General features: G+C 61.4%; 16 protein-coding genes. 5 read left to right on the top strand and 11 right to left on the bottom strand.

Going from position 1 to position 13530, the window contains the following annotated elements; all coding sequences use genetic code 11:
- Positions 1–41: 41 nt before the first annotated feature.
- The 3 genes from AC1D35_RS01115 to AC1D35_RS01105 all read left to right on the top strand — a co-directional run bounded on the left by AC1D35_RS01115 (position 42) and on the right by AC1D35_RS01105 (position 1653).
- Positions 42–827 carry a helix-turn-helix domain-containing protein gene (locus AC1D35_RS01115; RefSeq protein ID WP_113299341.1) on the top strand — a complete coding sequence of 262 codons (786 nt, stop codon included), beginning with the start codon at positions 42–44 and terminating at the stop codon, positions 825–827.
- A gap of 63 nt (positions 828–890) precedes the next feature.
- Positions 891–1289, top strand: a complete 399-nt coding sequence (locus tag AC1D35_RS01110; RefSeq protein WP_113311114.1) for an SRPBCC family protein — start codon at positions 891–893, stop codon at positions 1287–1289.
- 1 nt (position 1290) lies between these two features.
- Positions 1291–1653, top strand: coding sequence for a VOC family protein (locus AC1D35_RS01105; RefSeq protein ID WP_113299343.1), 363 nt, complete (start codon positions 1291–1293; stop codon positions 1651–1653).
- On the opposite strand, the gene AC1D35_RS01100 is transcribed toward AC1D35_RS01105, so the two are convergent.
- From AC1D35_RS01100 to AC1D35_RS01065, 8 genes are all read right to left on the bottom strand, one after another.
- Positions 1650–2354 carry a PAS domain-containing protein gene (locus tag AC1D35_RS01100; RefSeq protein ID WP_477938174.1) on the bottom strand — a complete coding sequence of 235 codons (705 nt, stop codon included), beginning with the start codon at positions 2352–2354 and terminating at the stop codon, positions 1650–1652. The genes AC1D35_RS01105 and AC1D35_RS01100 overlap by 4 nt on opposite strands.
- Positions 2355–2553: 199 nt before the next feature.
- Positions 2554–3489 (bottom strand): lipid A biosynthesis lauroyl acyltransferase, encoded by a 936-nt coding sequence (locus AC1D35_RS01095; protein WP_113311116.1) that lies wholly within the window; start codon positions 3487–3489, stop codon positions 2554–2556.
- 4 nt (positions 3490–3493) lie between these two features.
- Positions 3494–4522: a zinc-binding dehydrogenase gene (locus AC1D35_RS01090; protein ID WP_113311117.1), complete on the bottom strand. Its 1029-nt coding sequence runs from the start codon at positions 4520–4522 to the stop codon at positions 3494–3496.
- A 161-nt stretch (positions 4523–4683) separates the two neighbouring features.
- Positions 4684–5970, bottom strand: coding sequence for a beta-ketoacyl-ACP synthase (locus AC1D35_RS01085; RefSeq protein WP_113299347.1), 1287 nt, complete (start codon positions 5968–5970; stop codon positions 4684–4686).
- 12 nt (positions 5971–5982) lie between these two features.
- Positions 5983–7188, bottom strand: a complete 1206-nt coding sequence (locus AC1D35_RS01080; RefSeq protein WP_113299348.1) for a beta-ketoacyl-ACP synthase — start codon at positions 7186–7188, stop codon at positions 5983–5985.
- Entirely contained in the window at positions 7189–7683 is a 495-nt protein-coding gene (locus tag AC1D35_RS01075; protein ID WP_113311118.1) for a 3-hydroxyacyl-ACP dehydratase FabZ family protein, read from the bottom strand. It abuts the gene before it with no gap.
- 114 nt (positions 7684–7797) lie between these two features.
- Positions 7798–8076 (bottom strand): acyl carrier protein, encoded by a 279-nt coding sequence (locus tag AC1D35_RS01070; RefSeq protein ID WP_007814022.1) that lies wholly within the window; start codon positions 8074–8076, stop codon positions 7798–7800.
- A gap of 106 nt (positions 8077–8182) precedes the next feature.
- Complete coding sequence (locus AC1D35_RS01065) at positions 8183–8323, bottom strand: hypothetical protein (protein ID WP_162748605.1); 141 nt, start codon at positions 8321–8323, stop codon at positions 8183–8185.
- Between the two features lie 296 nt (positions 8324–8619).
- Here AC1D35_RS01065 and AC1D35_RS01060 point away from each other — a divergent pair, with 296 nt between their 5' ends.
- Positions 8620–9342 (top strand): Crp/Fnr family transcriptional regulator, encoded by a 723-nt coding sequence (locus AC1D35_RS01060; RefSeq protein ID WP_113299350.1) that lies wholly within the window; start codon positions 8620–8622, stop codon positions 9340–9342.
- Here AC1D35_RS01060 and AC1D35_RS01055 read toward each other — a convergent pair.
- Complete coding sequence (locus tag AC1D35_RS01055) at positions 9332–9760, bottom strand: L,D-transpeptidase (RefSeq protein WP_113299351.1); 429 nt, start codon at positions 9758–9760, stop codon at positions 9332–9334. The two genes, AC1D35_RS01060 and AC1D35_RS01055, sit on opposite strands and share 11 nt — an antisense overlap.
- A 134-nt stretch (positions 9761–9894) precedes the next feature.
- Positions 9895–11403 (bottom strand): winged helix-turn-helix domain-containing protein, encoded by a 1509-nt coding sequence (locus AC1D35_RS01050; RefSeq protein ID WP_113311178.1) that lies wholly within the window; start codon positions 11401–11403, stop codon positions 9895–9897.
- A gap of 182 nt (positions 11404–11585) precedes the next feature.
- Between AC1D35_RS01050 and plsY the strand changes: the two genes are divergently transcribed.
- Positions 11586–12248 (top strand): glycerol-3-phosphate 1-O-acyltransferase PlsY, encoded by a 663-nt coding sequence (gene plsY, locus AC1D35_RS01045; RefSeq protein ID WP_113311119.1) that lies wholly within the window; start codon positions 11586–11588, stop codon positions 12246–12248.
- A 33-nt stretch (positions 12249–12281) separates the two neighbouring features.
- Here plsY and AC1D35_RS01040 read toward each other — a convergent pair whose 3' ends face one another.
- Positions 12282–13193, bottom strand: a complete 912-nt coding sequence (locus AC1D35_RS01040) for an agmatinase (protein WP_113311120.1) — start codon at positions 13191–13193, stop codon at positions 12282–12284.
- Positions 13194–13530: the final 337 nt, after the last annotated feature.

The following is a 13530-nucleotide window of genomic DNA, read 5'->3' as shown; positions in this document are numbered from 1 at the left end:
TGGCCACGGAAGCACCATATGCATAGGTTTGGGAGGCCTGAATGACTGCTACCGCGGCAAGGCAGAGCGATATCAAGCCGCTGCTCGCAAAGAGAGCCGGCCGCTACCGCGAATATGCGCCCTCACCGGTACTCGCACCGCATTTCCGCTGCCTCTGGTCGCATGAAATTCGCACAGCGAGCCCGGTCGCCATCGTCCCTGATGGTTATTGCGACCTGCTTTTCGCAGACGGCCGCCTCTTCGTTGTGGGACCGGACCGCACCGCCGCCTTCCCGCCGATGACGCCGGGGATGCGCATTATCGGCGCGCGTTTTGCACCGGGCGCCGGCGCCGCCTGGCTGAATCTGCCTCTGTCGGAGATCACCGGCCTCTCCATTCCCTTGAGCGATCTCGCGCCTCGAAAGGCTGCCCTTCTCGAACCGCATCTGTCCGACTGTCCCGATGGGGCTACCGCCCTCTCACTCTTCGCCACCCTGTTGAGTGAACTGGCAGGGGAAGAAGCGGAGCCGGCCCCCGAGGCTCGCCTGATCTTTGCCGCCGCTGACCATGGGCCGGGCCGCATCGGCGATCTGCAGCAGAAGCTCGATATCGGCGAACGGCAATTGCGCCGCCGCGCCCACCACCATTTCGGCTATGGCATCAAGACGCTGGAGCGCATCCGCCGCCTGCAGCGCTTCATGGCGCTCTGCCGGGCGGATGAGGCGCTGCCGCTGGCTAGCCTCGCCCTCGAAGCCGGCTTCTCCGATCAGCCCCATATGACCCGTGAGATCGGCGAACTGACGACGCTGACGCCATCCGCCATGGTCGATCAACTGACCGGCCGCTGACCGTTTCGTTCAAGACAGTCCGTGCCGGCCTGCTAGTCTGGCACAAAGCAAAAGGACAGACCGATGACCACAATGCCCACCCGCATCGTCCACGTCACGATCAAAAGAGACTGGCGCGATGTCTATGATTTCGCCGGCAGACCGGAGAACATGCCGCTCTGGGCCTCCGGCCTTGCGAGCGGTCTGGAACCCGATGGCGAGGACTGGATCGCCCACGGCCCGCTCGGCAGCGTCCGCGTGAGCTTCGTGCCGCCGAACGAATTCGGCATCATCGACCATACCGTCACCATCGAATCCGGCCTGCGCGTCTATAATGCGTTGCGCATCGTGCCGAATGGCGATGGCTGCGAGGTGATGTTCACGCTGTTGCGCCTGCCGGGCATGACCGACGAGCAATTTGCCGCCGATGCCGCCCATATCCAGAAGGATCTGGCGGCGCTGAGATCGCTAATGGAGAAATAAGATGGCCGACAACGACGCTGAAAATGACCGCCGCATCGACTATGTCGAGTTCAACGTCGCCGACATCGGCGCGGCAAAAGCCTTCTATGGCGCGGCCTTCGGCTGGCGCTTCACCGATTACGGGGAGAACTACTGCGAGTTCGACGATGGAAGGCTGAAAGGCGGCTTCACCAATCTCGGCCCGGTGCGCACATCGGGCGGCCCACTCGTTATCCTCTATGCCGAGAAGCTGGAGGACGTGCTCGAAAGCGTCGAGAAGGCGGGCGGCACGATCGCCAGGCCGATCACGCCCTTCCCCGGCGGCCGCCGCTTCCATTTCGTCGACAAGGACGGCTACGAACTCGCCGTCTGGAGCAAGGACTAAGCTCGGGCCGGTGCGTTGGCGCCGAGATTCTGGATGGTGATCAGCGCCCCGATCACCTTCTTCGATGCGTCGTGCAGCGGCACCATGCGGCAGCGATTGTGCCGCTCGTCCCGCGCATAGGTGTAATCCGCCGACATGCCGTCGAAGCAGGCGTCGAGCTTTTCCTTCACCTCGTTTGCAAAACGCTCCGGGCCGATGAAGTCGACGATATGGCGGCCGATGAGCTGCATGGCAGTCTTGCCGAGATGGGCGCAGTTGACGGGATTGGAATAAAGGTAGCGGTAATCCTTCGTCAGCACCGCCACGCGGTCCGGCAGCGTCTGCAGGATCGCCGCATTGAGGAACTGCCCGTTATCGGTATCGGGAACATAGGCGGCCGGCTGGCGAAGTTTCCTATCCGCCGGCAGCGGCACGCGCCAGTCCGGCGCATGGGCGCCGAAATAGCGGTCGAGCAGATAGGAGAGCACGGCGGCATATTGCGTCACGAAAGCCCCGTCATCGGCATCTTCAGCGATGAGGTAGCTTACAAACTGAAGTTGCATATAGACTTCGACAAGACTGGACGCCTTGCATGCGAGGATTGCCTCTGCCAGCGGCTGGATATCGCGGTCGAGCGCGGCCACGCGCTCATCATCCCCTAGCCTTATCGCTTCCTCGATCTGCGCGCAGCGCAAGGAAAAGGCCCTGAACAACTCAAGCAAGATACCCCCAATATCAATTTCCTGAGAAACGTTCCGAAGACCGGTCGAGGCCTATGTTTATGAAAGATTACGCGCTCCGGTAGGTACTTTGCGCGCCCTAGTAGAGACGCGTAACATGAACTCTGCTCAGTTTCAACTGAAGCGGACCTGTCGCTTCTCACCGATTATAAATCAGGAGCAAAATCTTACAGGCAGAATCTTACAGACTGACGGAACGCTTTATATCCCAACGGTCGTGATACCACAGCCACTGGGCCGGGTACTCGCGCACCCAGCTCTCAACCTTGTCGTTCATCATCTGCGCGGTGGCGGGAAGATCGAGATTACCCTTCTCGTCGCGCGGCATCTCCATCTTCGGTTCGATCTCCAGCCGGTAGCGATTGCCGGGAAGGCGGATGCAACGGGCCGGATAGACCTCGCAATTGAACTGCCGCACGAGCTTTGGCAAGAGCGGATTGGTCTTGGTGTCGAGCCCGAAGAATTTCGTCTTCAACCCGCGGCTGAACTTCTGGTCGACGAGAACGCCGACCCCTTGGCCCGCTTCGAGCTGGCGCGCCAGCGCAAAGGAGGAACCGGCATGCGAAGGCACCAGCTTGCCCATGCGGCCGCTGCGGAAATCGAAGACCTTCTGCGCGATGTAAGGATTGTTCGGCGGCCGGAAGAGCACCGTCACGCTGAGACCGAAGGCATTGCCGGCAACCGGCAAGAGCTCGAAATTGCCGGTATGGCCGGTAAAGACGATGAAGGGGCGCGGATTGTCGCGCAGCTCCAGGAAGATCGGAATGCCCGAGACTTCCACCCTGCCCGGCTCGGCGCTTTCAGGATCGAAATCGAAGAGCTGGTCGAGAAAGACATATTCGGCCGCAAGCCGGCCCATATTGCCCCAGCTTTCCAGCGCGATTTCCTCAAGCTCCGCGTCACTCTTTTCCGGAAAGGCCCGGCGCAGATTGTAGAGCATCAGCTTGTGGCGCTTCAGCCGCCGGCCGACCTGGCGGGTCATCCGGTCGGCAAAACGCATGGCGCCATCGGCGGGGAAAAGCTTCAGGAAGTTCAGGAAGCCGAACATCAGCTGCGCCACCAGCCATTGCTGGAAACGCCTGAGCGCCAGAACGATCCTGGTGATGAACAGCTTCAATCGGTCAGTCCATCTTCAGGATGATCTTGCCGAAGATCTGACGGGATTCCATGCGCTCCAGGGCGCGGTCGATATCGTCGAAGCTGACTTCGGTATCGATGACGGGATGAACGAGGCCGCGGCCCATTTTCTGCATGGCGTCTGCCATGTTTTCCATGCGGCAGCCGAAAGAGCCCAGGAGCTTCAGCTGCTGCTGAAAGAGCATCATCAGGTTCATCTCGGTCGAAACACCCGAAGTGGAACCGCAGGTGACGAGACGGCCGCCGCGCTTCATGCAGAGCATCGAGCCCGCCCAGGTATCCTTGCCCACATGTTCGAAAACGACGTCGACGCCCTTCTTCTTGGTGAGCTTGCGCACCACACCTTCAAAGCGGTCGGTGCGGTAGTTGATGACGTGATCGGCGCCGAGCGCCTTGGCCCTCTCGATCTTGTCGTCGGAACCGACTGTCGTGATGACGGTGCAGCCGATCTTCTTGGCAAGCTGGATCGCCGCCGTGCCGATGCCGGAGCCGCCGGCATGCACGAGAATGGTTTCACCGGGTTCGAGCTTGGCATTGTCGAAAAGCATATGCTCGACGGTGCCGAAGGTGACGGGCGCAAGCGCTGCACCGATCGCATCGACACCGGGAGGGGCAGGAACCAGGAGGCGCGCCGGCAGGTTCACCTTCTCCTGCGCGAAGCCGTCGAGATGGAAGCCATGCACGCCGGAGACATGTTCGCAGAGATTGTCGCGGCCTTCGCGGCAGGGACGGCAGAGGCCGCAGGTGCGCGCGCCGTAGATCGCGACGAGCTGACCGGGCAGAACATTCGCCACGCCGGGGCCCATCGCTTCGACGACGCCGGAGGCTTCCGCGCCGATGACGAGCGGCATCTTGCGCTTGGCGAACGCCATGCCGCGCCAGCCCCAGACATCGATATGGTTCAGCGCAACCGCCTTGACGCGCAACGTCACCTCGCCGGCACCAGGGGCGTCCGGTTCCGGCAGGTCGGTGATCTCAAGCTTGCGGTCATCGATCAGTTGCAAAGCGCGCATGGCAAAACCTCTCGCGTTTAAGGCGTTTTTCTTATTGCTAAAACATGTCGCGCAAAAGTGTGCAGCGGTTTTGCGGCGACGACATGCGTAAAGACAAAGACCTAAACCGTGTCAAGCGAATCCGAACGATCGCGACACGGTTTAGTGTTGTCGGGAACCGCTTAAGCCGGTTCGAGCGCCATGACAAGGCTGGCATTCTGTCCGCCGAAGCCGAAAGAGTTGGAAAGCACGGCCGAGACCTGGGCTTCCCGCTTCTTGTTCGGCACGACATCGAGAACGATCGACGGATCCGGGTTGTTGTAGTTGATCGTCGGCGGCAGCGTGCCTGTCAGCATCGTCTGCAGCGAGAAGACTGCCTCGACAGCTCCTGCCGCCGTCAGCGTATGGCCGATCATCGACTTGTTGGACGAAACCGGAATGCCAACCAGCTTTTCGCCGAAGACGGCAGACATGGAGCCATATTCCATCTTGTCGTTTTCAGGCGTCGAGGTGCCGTGAGCGTTGATATAGCCGATATCGCCTTCGCTCATGCCGGCATCCGCAAGTGCCGCGCGGATCGTCGCGATCGCCGGCCCGCCATCGGGCGAGGAGCGCGTGCGGTGGAAGCTGTCGGCCTTGTCGCCCGCGCCCTTCATGATGCCGAGAATCTTGGCGCCACGGGCAATTGCCGATTCCAGCGATTCAAGCACCAACGTCGCGGAACCTTCGGCGATGACGAAGCCGTCTCGATCCTTGCTGAACGGCTTGGAGGCCTTGGTCGGCGGGTCGTTCTGGGTGGAAAGAGCCGAGAGCAGCGAGAAGCGGATCAGCGCTTCGGCACTCAGCGAACCGTCGGTCGCGACCGTCAGCGCCCGGTCGGTACGGCCCTGGCGGATCGCCTCGATGCCGAGCTGGATGGCCGTCACACCCGATGCACAGGCTGTCGACAGCGTGATCGGCAGGCCGCGCGTGCCGAAACGGTCGGAGAGACGCTCGGAAATCGCGCCGAAAAGCGCCGCCTCATGGAAGGCCGGATCGGGACGCTGGCGCATGGCGGCGAGGAACCGCTCATAGGCGTCACCTGGATGGTCGGCTGCCGGCGAACGGTCGGCAAGTTCGAAGCGGGCGCTCCATTCCGGCTCGATCGGCGGCGCGGCCAGGAACAGCGGGCCGTTGAAATCGCCGGAAATACCGGCATTGGCAAGTGCCTCGATGGTCGTCTCGCGTGCAAAGGCAAAGGAGCGCTCGACCGCGTTCGGCACGGGAATGTCGATGAAATCGACCGTGCCGGCAATGCGCGTCGAAAGGCCGTCCGTCGGGAAACGGGTGATCTCGTGAATGCCCGATGTGCCGGACGAAAGAGCCGCCCAGTTGTCTTTCAGGCCCTGGCCGAGCGAGGTCATGATGCCCATGCCTGTTACCGCAACGATCGGCCGGCCGAGATGATCCCTGTAAGCGGAAGCTGTCATTTCAGTCTCTCCTCACGCTTCTGCGGAAAGAACGGCGACGCCTTCGCCGCGCTGGTGTCCAACGGTAGTGACGACGGCCGCTTTCGTGCCCGCCTTCATCGGCGCTTCGTGCGCGGCATCGAAGGGCGGAACCTTGGCCGTTGCATCGATGGCAAGGGCGGCAAGCGCGAGGCCGAGCGTGAAATGCGCCTCGATCGCGTGGCCCGAAACGCCACCGAAGCCGCGGATCGCAGCGCCCGGAAGCTGATGCTCCAGCACCGCCTTTTCGCGTCCGGCAATCTCATGCATGCCGGTCGAGCCGGAGAAGATCGCCGTGGTCTCAGTCGCAAGCGCAGCCGCGGGCTTCAACAGCCGCTCCATCCGAACTTCGAAATTGCCAGCACCGCGATTGCCGCGATCGCCTTCGACGGCGTTGATGGTGGCATAGATATGCGCGCCCCGCGCTTCGGCATGCTTGCGCGATTCAAGCACCAGGAAGGCGCCGGCCGAACCGGTGATCATCCCGCCGCCTTCGAGGCCGGAGCGCGACCAGAGCGGTGCCCATTCGCCGCGCGTATGTGCGCCGATCGCCTCGGTGAGCAGGATCATGTCCGGACGTTCGGCAGCAAAGGCGCCGCCGACCAGCGCGTGGGTGGATTCGCCCGACTTGATGCGCCAGAAGGCCGTCTCGACTGCAGAAACGCCGGAGGCTTCCTCACCCATGAAGGTGCGCGAGGAACCGGTGACCTTGTGAACGATGGAGATATTGCCGGCGAGCAGATTGGAAAGCTGCGCTAAGAACAGCGTCGGGCGCAGCTCCGTCGTCAGCTTTTCGTTCAGCAGCAGCTCGCGGTCGTTGCGCTTCAGGCCCTCGTCGACGATCAGCGTATCGACATTGATGTCGCGCTCGCCGCCGCCGGCTGCCACGATCATGTCCATGGTGCCGCAGGCTTCCATGTCGTCCTTGAAGCCGGCATCGTCGAGTGCCAGGCCCGCCGTGAAGACGCCGATGCGCTGCCAGTTTTCCATCTGGCGCTGGTCGCCGCGCTTGGCGATCTGCTGCGACCAGTCGATCTCAGGCAGCGGATGAACCGGATAGGGTTTGAACTTCTCGGTCTCGACGACGGTCTGGGGCGCAGCTTCGGCGGTCAGGAGGGCGATATGCGCATCCTTGCCGACACCCTGACAGGTCACGATGCCGATGCCGGTGATGACGACGTCATTGGCGGCCTTGCTCATCTATTCACTCCCCTGGGCCTTCGCCCCCTGCGCAGCGATGGCGGCCATCAGGCCCACCTCTTCCGCGCGTTTCTTCACGATATCGCCGAGCGGAATTTCGCTGAACGGCATGGTGCGCAGCTTGAGCTGCGCATCGCAGACCTTCTTGCCGCCGCTGGTGATCTTTGCCTTGGTTACGGCAAAACCGGAGCCGTCATGTTCGAGGAAAGCCTCGATATCGAGCACCGCTTCCGGCTCGACGAAGGTGCGCATCTTGGCGCCATCGACCGACATCAGGAAAGGCATGGATGCAAAATTCGTGGCAGCCAGCACCAGCATGCCGGAGGCCTGCGCCATGGTTTCGATGAGAAGCACGCCGGGAACGAGCGGCATGCCCGGGAAATGCCCTTCGAAAACGGGGCTCTTGGCCGGCACGACCGAGCGCGCAACGAGCGTGCGCTTCTCAAGGTCCACCGCCTCGATACGGTCAATCATCTGGAAATATTCCAGCAGCATCAGTCTTCTCCGGCGCGACGCGCAAAAGCCCGTCGGAAGGCCTACTTAGGAACAAAACCGCCCGGCCGCCATATCAACGGCGGCAGGGCGTGAAAAAAAGACGATGATGTTGCTTCAAGCCTTTGCGGCGCGCAGCTCGTCAATCTTGGCACAGAGGTTCTTCAGCACGAAGTATTCCTCGGTGGAAACCTTGCCTTCGTTGACTTCCTGCGTCCACTTCTCGAGCGGAATCTTGATGCCGAATTCCTTGTCGATGGCGAAAACGATATCGAGGAAGTCGAGGCTGTCGATACCGAGGTCGTCGATCGTGTGGCTTTCCGGCGTGATCGTTGCGCGGTCGATCTCGCTGGTTTCAGCAATGATGTCGGCAACTTTATCGAATGTAGCGGTCACTCGCTCTACCTCTTGGAAATGAAGATTCTCCTCCTCATAGGCAAATCCATTTCAAAAGCCAATGCTTTCGTCCCGGTTGCAAGCCAATTTGGCGAGCAGGTGTTGCCTAAACAGCAATGGAATGGCGCGCTTCGGCCTGTCCGAGATAGGCATCGATTCGTAAAGCGGCCACCCGGCTAATGATTTTTCTGGCCTCCGTGCCGACAAAACCGTCTGCCTCGACGCCGCAGATATCGTCCTGATCCACGGTTGCAACGGGTAATGTACACACAGAACGAAACCTCCGTGCACCTAAACTTGCGTTGAATTGCGGCGCTGCCGGATGACTCGTATAGGGCGAAACAGAGCCGGATATTTCTGCAGCAGGTTGGTGTTCAAGGTGGGAAATAACCCACTGAAGAAGGAAACTTTGATCTGGATCAAATTGGAATCCGGTCGGAATTGATAAAGATCAAGACGCAGACGCAAGAAATCGGAATAGATGACCTTGGGGCCGAAGCGTAACACAAACGCAGGCACATGGTCGGATCGGGGCACCGGAAAATGGACATCGCGCGTAGTGAAGATCCTGACATAAGTATTCCGGCAACCTGCCGCGTCTGCGAGGCACGCCACGGCGTCGTCTGCGGGGCGCTGGCGGCTGCGCAACTGCGCGAGCTCTGCAAGCACTCGACTCGCCGCAAGCTCGATGCCGGCTGCGAGATCGTCGCCCAGGGCGAAGAAGTCTCGTCCTATTCCAACATCATGAATGGCGTGGTGAAGCTCTGCAAGGTCATGCCTGACGGGCGCCAGCAGATCGTCGGCCTGCAATTCGCCCCCGATTTCATCGGCCGCCCCTTCGTGCCGGAAAGTACATTGTCGGCCGAAGCGGCCACGCCGACGGAAATCTGCGTCTTCCCCCGCGGGCTGCTCGACCGAATGATATCGGATACGCCGGAACTGCAGCATAACCTGCACGCCCAGGCGCTGAAGGAGCTGGATGCGGCGCGGGAATGGATGCTGACGCTCGGCCGCCGCACGGCCCAGGAAAAGGTCGCAAGCCTTCTCTATCTCGTCGCCACGCATGCAGAGCCGGAAACGACCAGCAGCGCTGCCTTCGACTTGCCGCTCTCACGCAGCGAGATCGCCGATTTCCTGGGGCTGACGATCGAAACCGTCAGCCGCCAGATGACGAAGCTGCGCAAGCAGGGCGTCATCCGCATCGAAAACAATCGTCACATCGTCGTTCCCGATATGGATCAGCTGGAGCGCATGATTACCGCGTGATCACCACGCGCGTATTGGCAAGACCGTTTTCCTGCGCCATCGAGAAGAACGCCGCCGCATTGGCGGGATCGAGGCGCACGCAGCCATGCGAGGCCGGCGTGCCCAAACGCTTGCGTTCGAACGTGGCGTGAACGGCATAACCGCCGTTGAAGAACACCGCGAATGGCATTGGCGCATTGTCGTATTTCTTCGAGCGGTGATCGCGCGACAGCCACTTGGCGCTCCACGAACCGGTCGGCGTGGAATAACCTTTGCGCGCCGTCGAAACCCTCCAGCGATACTTGACCCAACCGTTCTGGCTCACAGTCATCGTCTGCTTGCTGATGCTGATATTGGCAACCAGCGTGGCAGCTTCAGCTGCAACCGGAGAAAATTGCAGCAATAATACTGCGGTCGCGGCCGCAAAAAACGTCTTCATAGTGATCCCTCAATCGAACTCTAAACGCTTGCCCCACCCAACGAGAGGAGAAACTACAACAATACTGCGTATATTGCCTTAAGCCGAATGGTAATCACATTTTTAACAGAACAGGGCAGTTATCGCACTGCATCTCACTCCGGAAAGCCAGCCTTGCGGTAGCCATCGACGAAATGCGCGAGCGTCGCTTCGTCGCGGAATGGCTCCATCGCGACCCAATGGCTGATGGTGAAATGCGGGTTTGCGACGAGAAACAGCTCGGCCTCCGCACGGGCCTCTTCGAGCCGGCCGAGCTGGGCCAGGCCCGCCGCCAGGAAACGGCGTGAGCTTGTGCGATAGGTTTCCTCCCGGTGCAGCGTCTCGACAACGGCTTCGTAGTTACCATCAGCATATTGCGCCTGGCCGAGCGTCAGATAGTACCAGCTGGCCGGAAAAGGATTCAGCCGGAAGGCCTTGCCGATATGTTCGAGACCCTCGTCGATCCGCCCGGCGAGAACAGAAATGTCTGACAGGGCCGCCCAGGTGTCTGCCTCGTTCGGGTCTAGCGCGATGGCTTTTGCAAATTCCGCATCGGCTTCTGAAAAGCTGCGCTCGTAGGCAAGCAGGTAGGCCAGCACCCAGCGGCTGCCGGCATCGTTGGGATCGAGCGCGACGGCCTTGCGCGCAAGTTCCAGGGCAACGCTGCGGTCAGCGTCCGTCGGTCCACCGCTATGCACCCATCCCATCCAGTGGTTGAGCGCAAGCCAGCGATGGGCCTCGGCATAATCAGGGTCGAGGGCAATGGCCCGTGTCAGCATCAGCTGCGTTTGCCGCGCACTTTGCGGCGCATCATCCATCAGCGTACGCGCCCGCACGCAGAGATCGTAAGCATCGAGGTTCTTGGGCCGGTTGCGGGGCGGCATCGGCCGCAGCCGGCCGAGCAGCGCCTCGACGATCTTGCCGGTGACCTCGTCCTGAACGGCAAAGATGTCGTCCAGGCTGCGGTCGAAGCGCTCCGCCCAGAGATGGTCGCCACTCCCGGCGTCTACCAGCTGCGCATTGATGCGCACGCGCCCGGCGGCGCGTCTTGCGCTGCCTTCCAGCAGGTAACGCACGCCAAGCTCCGCGGCGATCGCGCGCACGTCCATTGCCTTTCCCTTGTAGGCAAAGGCCGAGCTGCGGGCGATGACGAACAGGTCGGGGAACCTGGACAGGTCAGTGATCAGGTCTTCGGTCAGGCCATCCGCGAAGAAGTCCTGCTCCGGATCAGAACTGACATTGATGAAGGGCAGCACGACAATCGATGGCTTGTCCGGCAGCGCCGGAAGCTTTCGCTTCGCGCTGCCAAGCTGCTTGATGGCCCCGATAAAGCGGTAGCCGATGCGCGGAACCGTAGAAATCCATTCACCGCCATCAGCGGCCGGCCCCAGCAGCTTGCGCAGTTGCGCGATCTGGACGGTGAGATTGCCCTCCTCGACGGCAGTGCCCGGCCAGGCCGCATCCATCAGCTCGGTCTTGGCCAGAATTTCGCCGGGCCGCCCGACGAGCGCGGCAAGCAATTTTACCCCGCGGTGCCCGACGGCAACGGGATCGTCATTCCGAAGAAGCGTCCCCGCCTCCGGATCAAGCACGAATGGACCAAAGGCAAAGCGCAATCCCTGCATGGCGCGCATCCTAGAGGCTTTCATTCCGGGTTGGAACCGTCCTGCCCGATGCCAGACCCAGGTATTCCGCGGCGGTTCATGCGCTTGGCATCAAGGATGCGATCTGTGTACATCAGGCAGCAGACGGTGGCGGCGACAACGAAATAATGACCACCTGAAGATCGAGCATCGAGGCGGTTCCCATGGTTTTCTGGATAGCAAGTCTGGTTGGATTGGCGGTCGCCTATCTCTTCGGCTCCCTACCCACGGGCTACCTGGCGGGAAAACTGCTGAAGGGCATCGATATCCGCGAGCATGGCTCCAGATCCACCGGAGCAACGAATGTATTGCGAACCCTCGGCAAATGGCCTGCGCTGGCGGTTCTCCTCATCGACGTGCTGAAGGGCGTCGCAGCAGTCGTCTTTGCCCGCTGGTTTTACCTCTGGTTCTCGACGGTCTTATCAGATACGCCGCCGACAGCGCTTGATCTGCAGAGCGCCGAGCCCTGGGCTGTGTGCCTGGCCGGTCTTGGTGTGCTGTTGGGGCACGGCCGTTCGATCTGGCTGAATTTTACGGGAGGCAAGTCGGCGGCCACGGGGCTCGGCGTTCTGCTGGCAATGTCCTGGCCTGTCGGCGTCGGCGCTGTCGTGGTTTTCGGCGTTGCGCTCGGCATCTCCAGGATCGTTTCCCTGAGTTCGATGCTGGCGGCGTTGACGGCTATCGCTCTCGTCTTCGGCCTGCAGCAACCCTTGCCCTATCGGTTGCTGGTGATCGCAGGCGGCCTATACGTGATCCTTCGCCATCACGCCAATATCAGGCGGCTGCTGTCAGGGACGGAGCCGCGCCTCGGGCAAAACAGCCGTTGATCGACCCCCTACGCTGCGAGACAAAGCCCGGCTTCAGCCCTGCCTGACGATGGTGCCGAGCACGTTGACGAGCAGGCGCGATGCGGTCAGCGCCGACACGCCGTCGATATCGGCAGGAGGATAAAGCTCCACAAGATCGAAACCGGCGATGCGCGCCCGCTTGCCGAGACCGGCGATCAGGTCGATCACCTGCGTGTAGGCCAGCCCGCCGGGGCTACGTGCCGCCACCCCGGGCATGATGCCGGGATCGAGGCCGTCACAATCGAGAGTGACGACGACCCTTGCGCCCTCGGGAATATGCAGCAGGGCCGCTTCGATGCCATCGGCATGAACCTCTCGGGCGGTGACGATATGGCTGCCATAGCGCAGGGCCGCCTCGATCTCGGTCAGACGCGCGCTGCCGACGCCGCGTATGCCGACCTGCACGATGCCGGCGACGTGCGGCATCTCGCTTACCCTTCGCATCGGGTTTGAATAACCATAGCGCTCGCCATGGAGCTCGTCGCGCCAGTCGATATGGGCATCGATCTGCAGGACCCAGACCGGCCCGTGATCCGCGAAAGCCGCCAGAAAAGGAATGGGTACGGAATCATCGCCGCCGAGCAGGATCGGCACGGCCGGCAATGCCAGCACCTCGCGCGTCTTCGCCTCGATCCGGGCGCGATTGCCGGCATTGTCATGCATGATGGTCTCGATCTCGCCGGCATCGATGCAGGAGACCGGCCCGCCGGCAAAGAGCGGGCCGCCGAGATCGAAATCCCAGTGCTCAATGAGATCGGCATCCTCCTGGCTTGCAGCGCGGATAGCGCCGGCGGCCAGCGCATAACCGCTGCTGTCCTTGCCGGGATAGGTGCTGCCGTGCGCGGCTGCGAAGATCACTGCACGGGGCACACGGCCATCGGGCAGGCGATCGGGAAGGCCGAGAAAGGAAGATGAGGCGGTCATGTCCGTGTTGTCCTGATGGGGCGAAATCCTGTTCTGCCCTGTTTAGTCCCTTTGGAAGTTTTTGCGAACTTTTTGGAAGCGCTTAATTACCGCGCCCGCCCTATCGCGCAGAATTCATCCTCTGTTTCAGGTCGAGGGTCTCAGGACCTTCAAACCCTATGGAGGTAATCATGAGCGATAGCTGCACATTCTCGTCCGCTCCGCATCGCCGGCCACTGCATCGACATCACGGGCTGATGGCTATGAGGAGCGTGATCACGAGCCTTTTCCGGCGCATACGCCTTCGCCAGGAACTGAGGCGAAGGATGAAGGTTAGCTTCCCGCTGATCGACGATAT

This window comes from Rhizobium sp. P1_E6 (assembly GCF_056405875.1).
The sequence above is the reverse complement of the archived record's forward strand: the minus strand, read 5'-3'. Positions and strand labels throughout refer to the sequence as shown.

Excerpts from the sequence above, each read along its gene's own strand:
- AC1D35_RS01105 (WP_113299343.1), top strand. The coding sequence starts at position 1,291 with ATGGCCGACAACGACGCTGAAAATGACCGCCGCATCGACTATGTCGAG.
- AC1D35_RS01040 (WP_113311120.1), bottom strand. The coding sequence starts at position 13,193 with ATGACCGCCTCATCTTCCTTTCTCGGCCTTCCCGATCGCCTGCCCGAT.
- plsY (WP_113311119.1), top strand. The coding sequence starts at position 11,586 with ATGGTTTTCTGGATAGCAAGTCTGGTTGGATTGGCGGTCGCCTATCTC.
- AC1D35_RS01075 (WP_113311118.1), bottom strand. The coding sequence starts at position 7,683 with ATGCTGCTGGAATATTTCCAGATGATTGACCGTATCGAGGCGGTGGAC.
- AC1D35_RS01055 (WP_113299351.1), bottom strand. The coding sequence starts at position 9,760 with ATGAAGACGTTTTTTGCGGCCGCGACCGCAGTATTATTGCTGCAATTT.
- AC1D35_RS01090 (WP_113311117.1), bottom strand. The coding sequence starts at position 4,522 with ATGCGCGCTTTGCAACTGATCGATGACCGCAAGCTTGAGATCACCGAC.
- AC1D35_RS01110 (WP_113311114.1), top strand. The coding sequence starts at position 891 with ATGACCACAATGCCCACCCGCATCGTCCACGTCACGATCAAAAGAGAC.
- AC1D35_RS01050 (WP_113311178.1), bottom strand. The coding sequence starts at position 11,403 with ATGCAGGGATTGCGCTTTGCCTTTGGTCCATTCGTGCTTGATCCGGAG.
- AC1D35_RS01060 (WP_113299350.1), top strand. The coding sequence starts at position 8,620 with ATGGACATCGCGCGTAGTGAAGATCCTGACATAAGTATTCCGGCAACC.
- AC1D35_RS01115 (WP_113299341.1), top strand. The coding sequence starts at position 42 with ATGACTGCTACCGCGGCAAGGCAGAGCGATATCAAGCCGCTGCTCGCA.
- AC1D35_RS01085 (WP_113299347.1), bottom strand. The coding sequence starts at position 5,970 with ATGACAGCTTCCGCTTACAGGGATCATCTCGGCCGGCCGATCGTTGCG.
- AC1D35_RS01080 (WP_113299348.1), bottom strand. The coding sequence starts at position 7,188 with ATGAGCAAGGCCGCCAATGACGTCGTCATCACCGGCATCGGCATCGTG.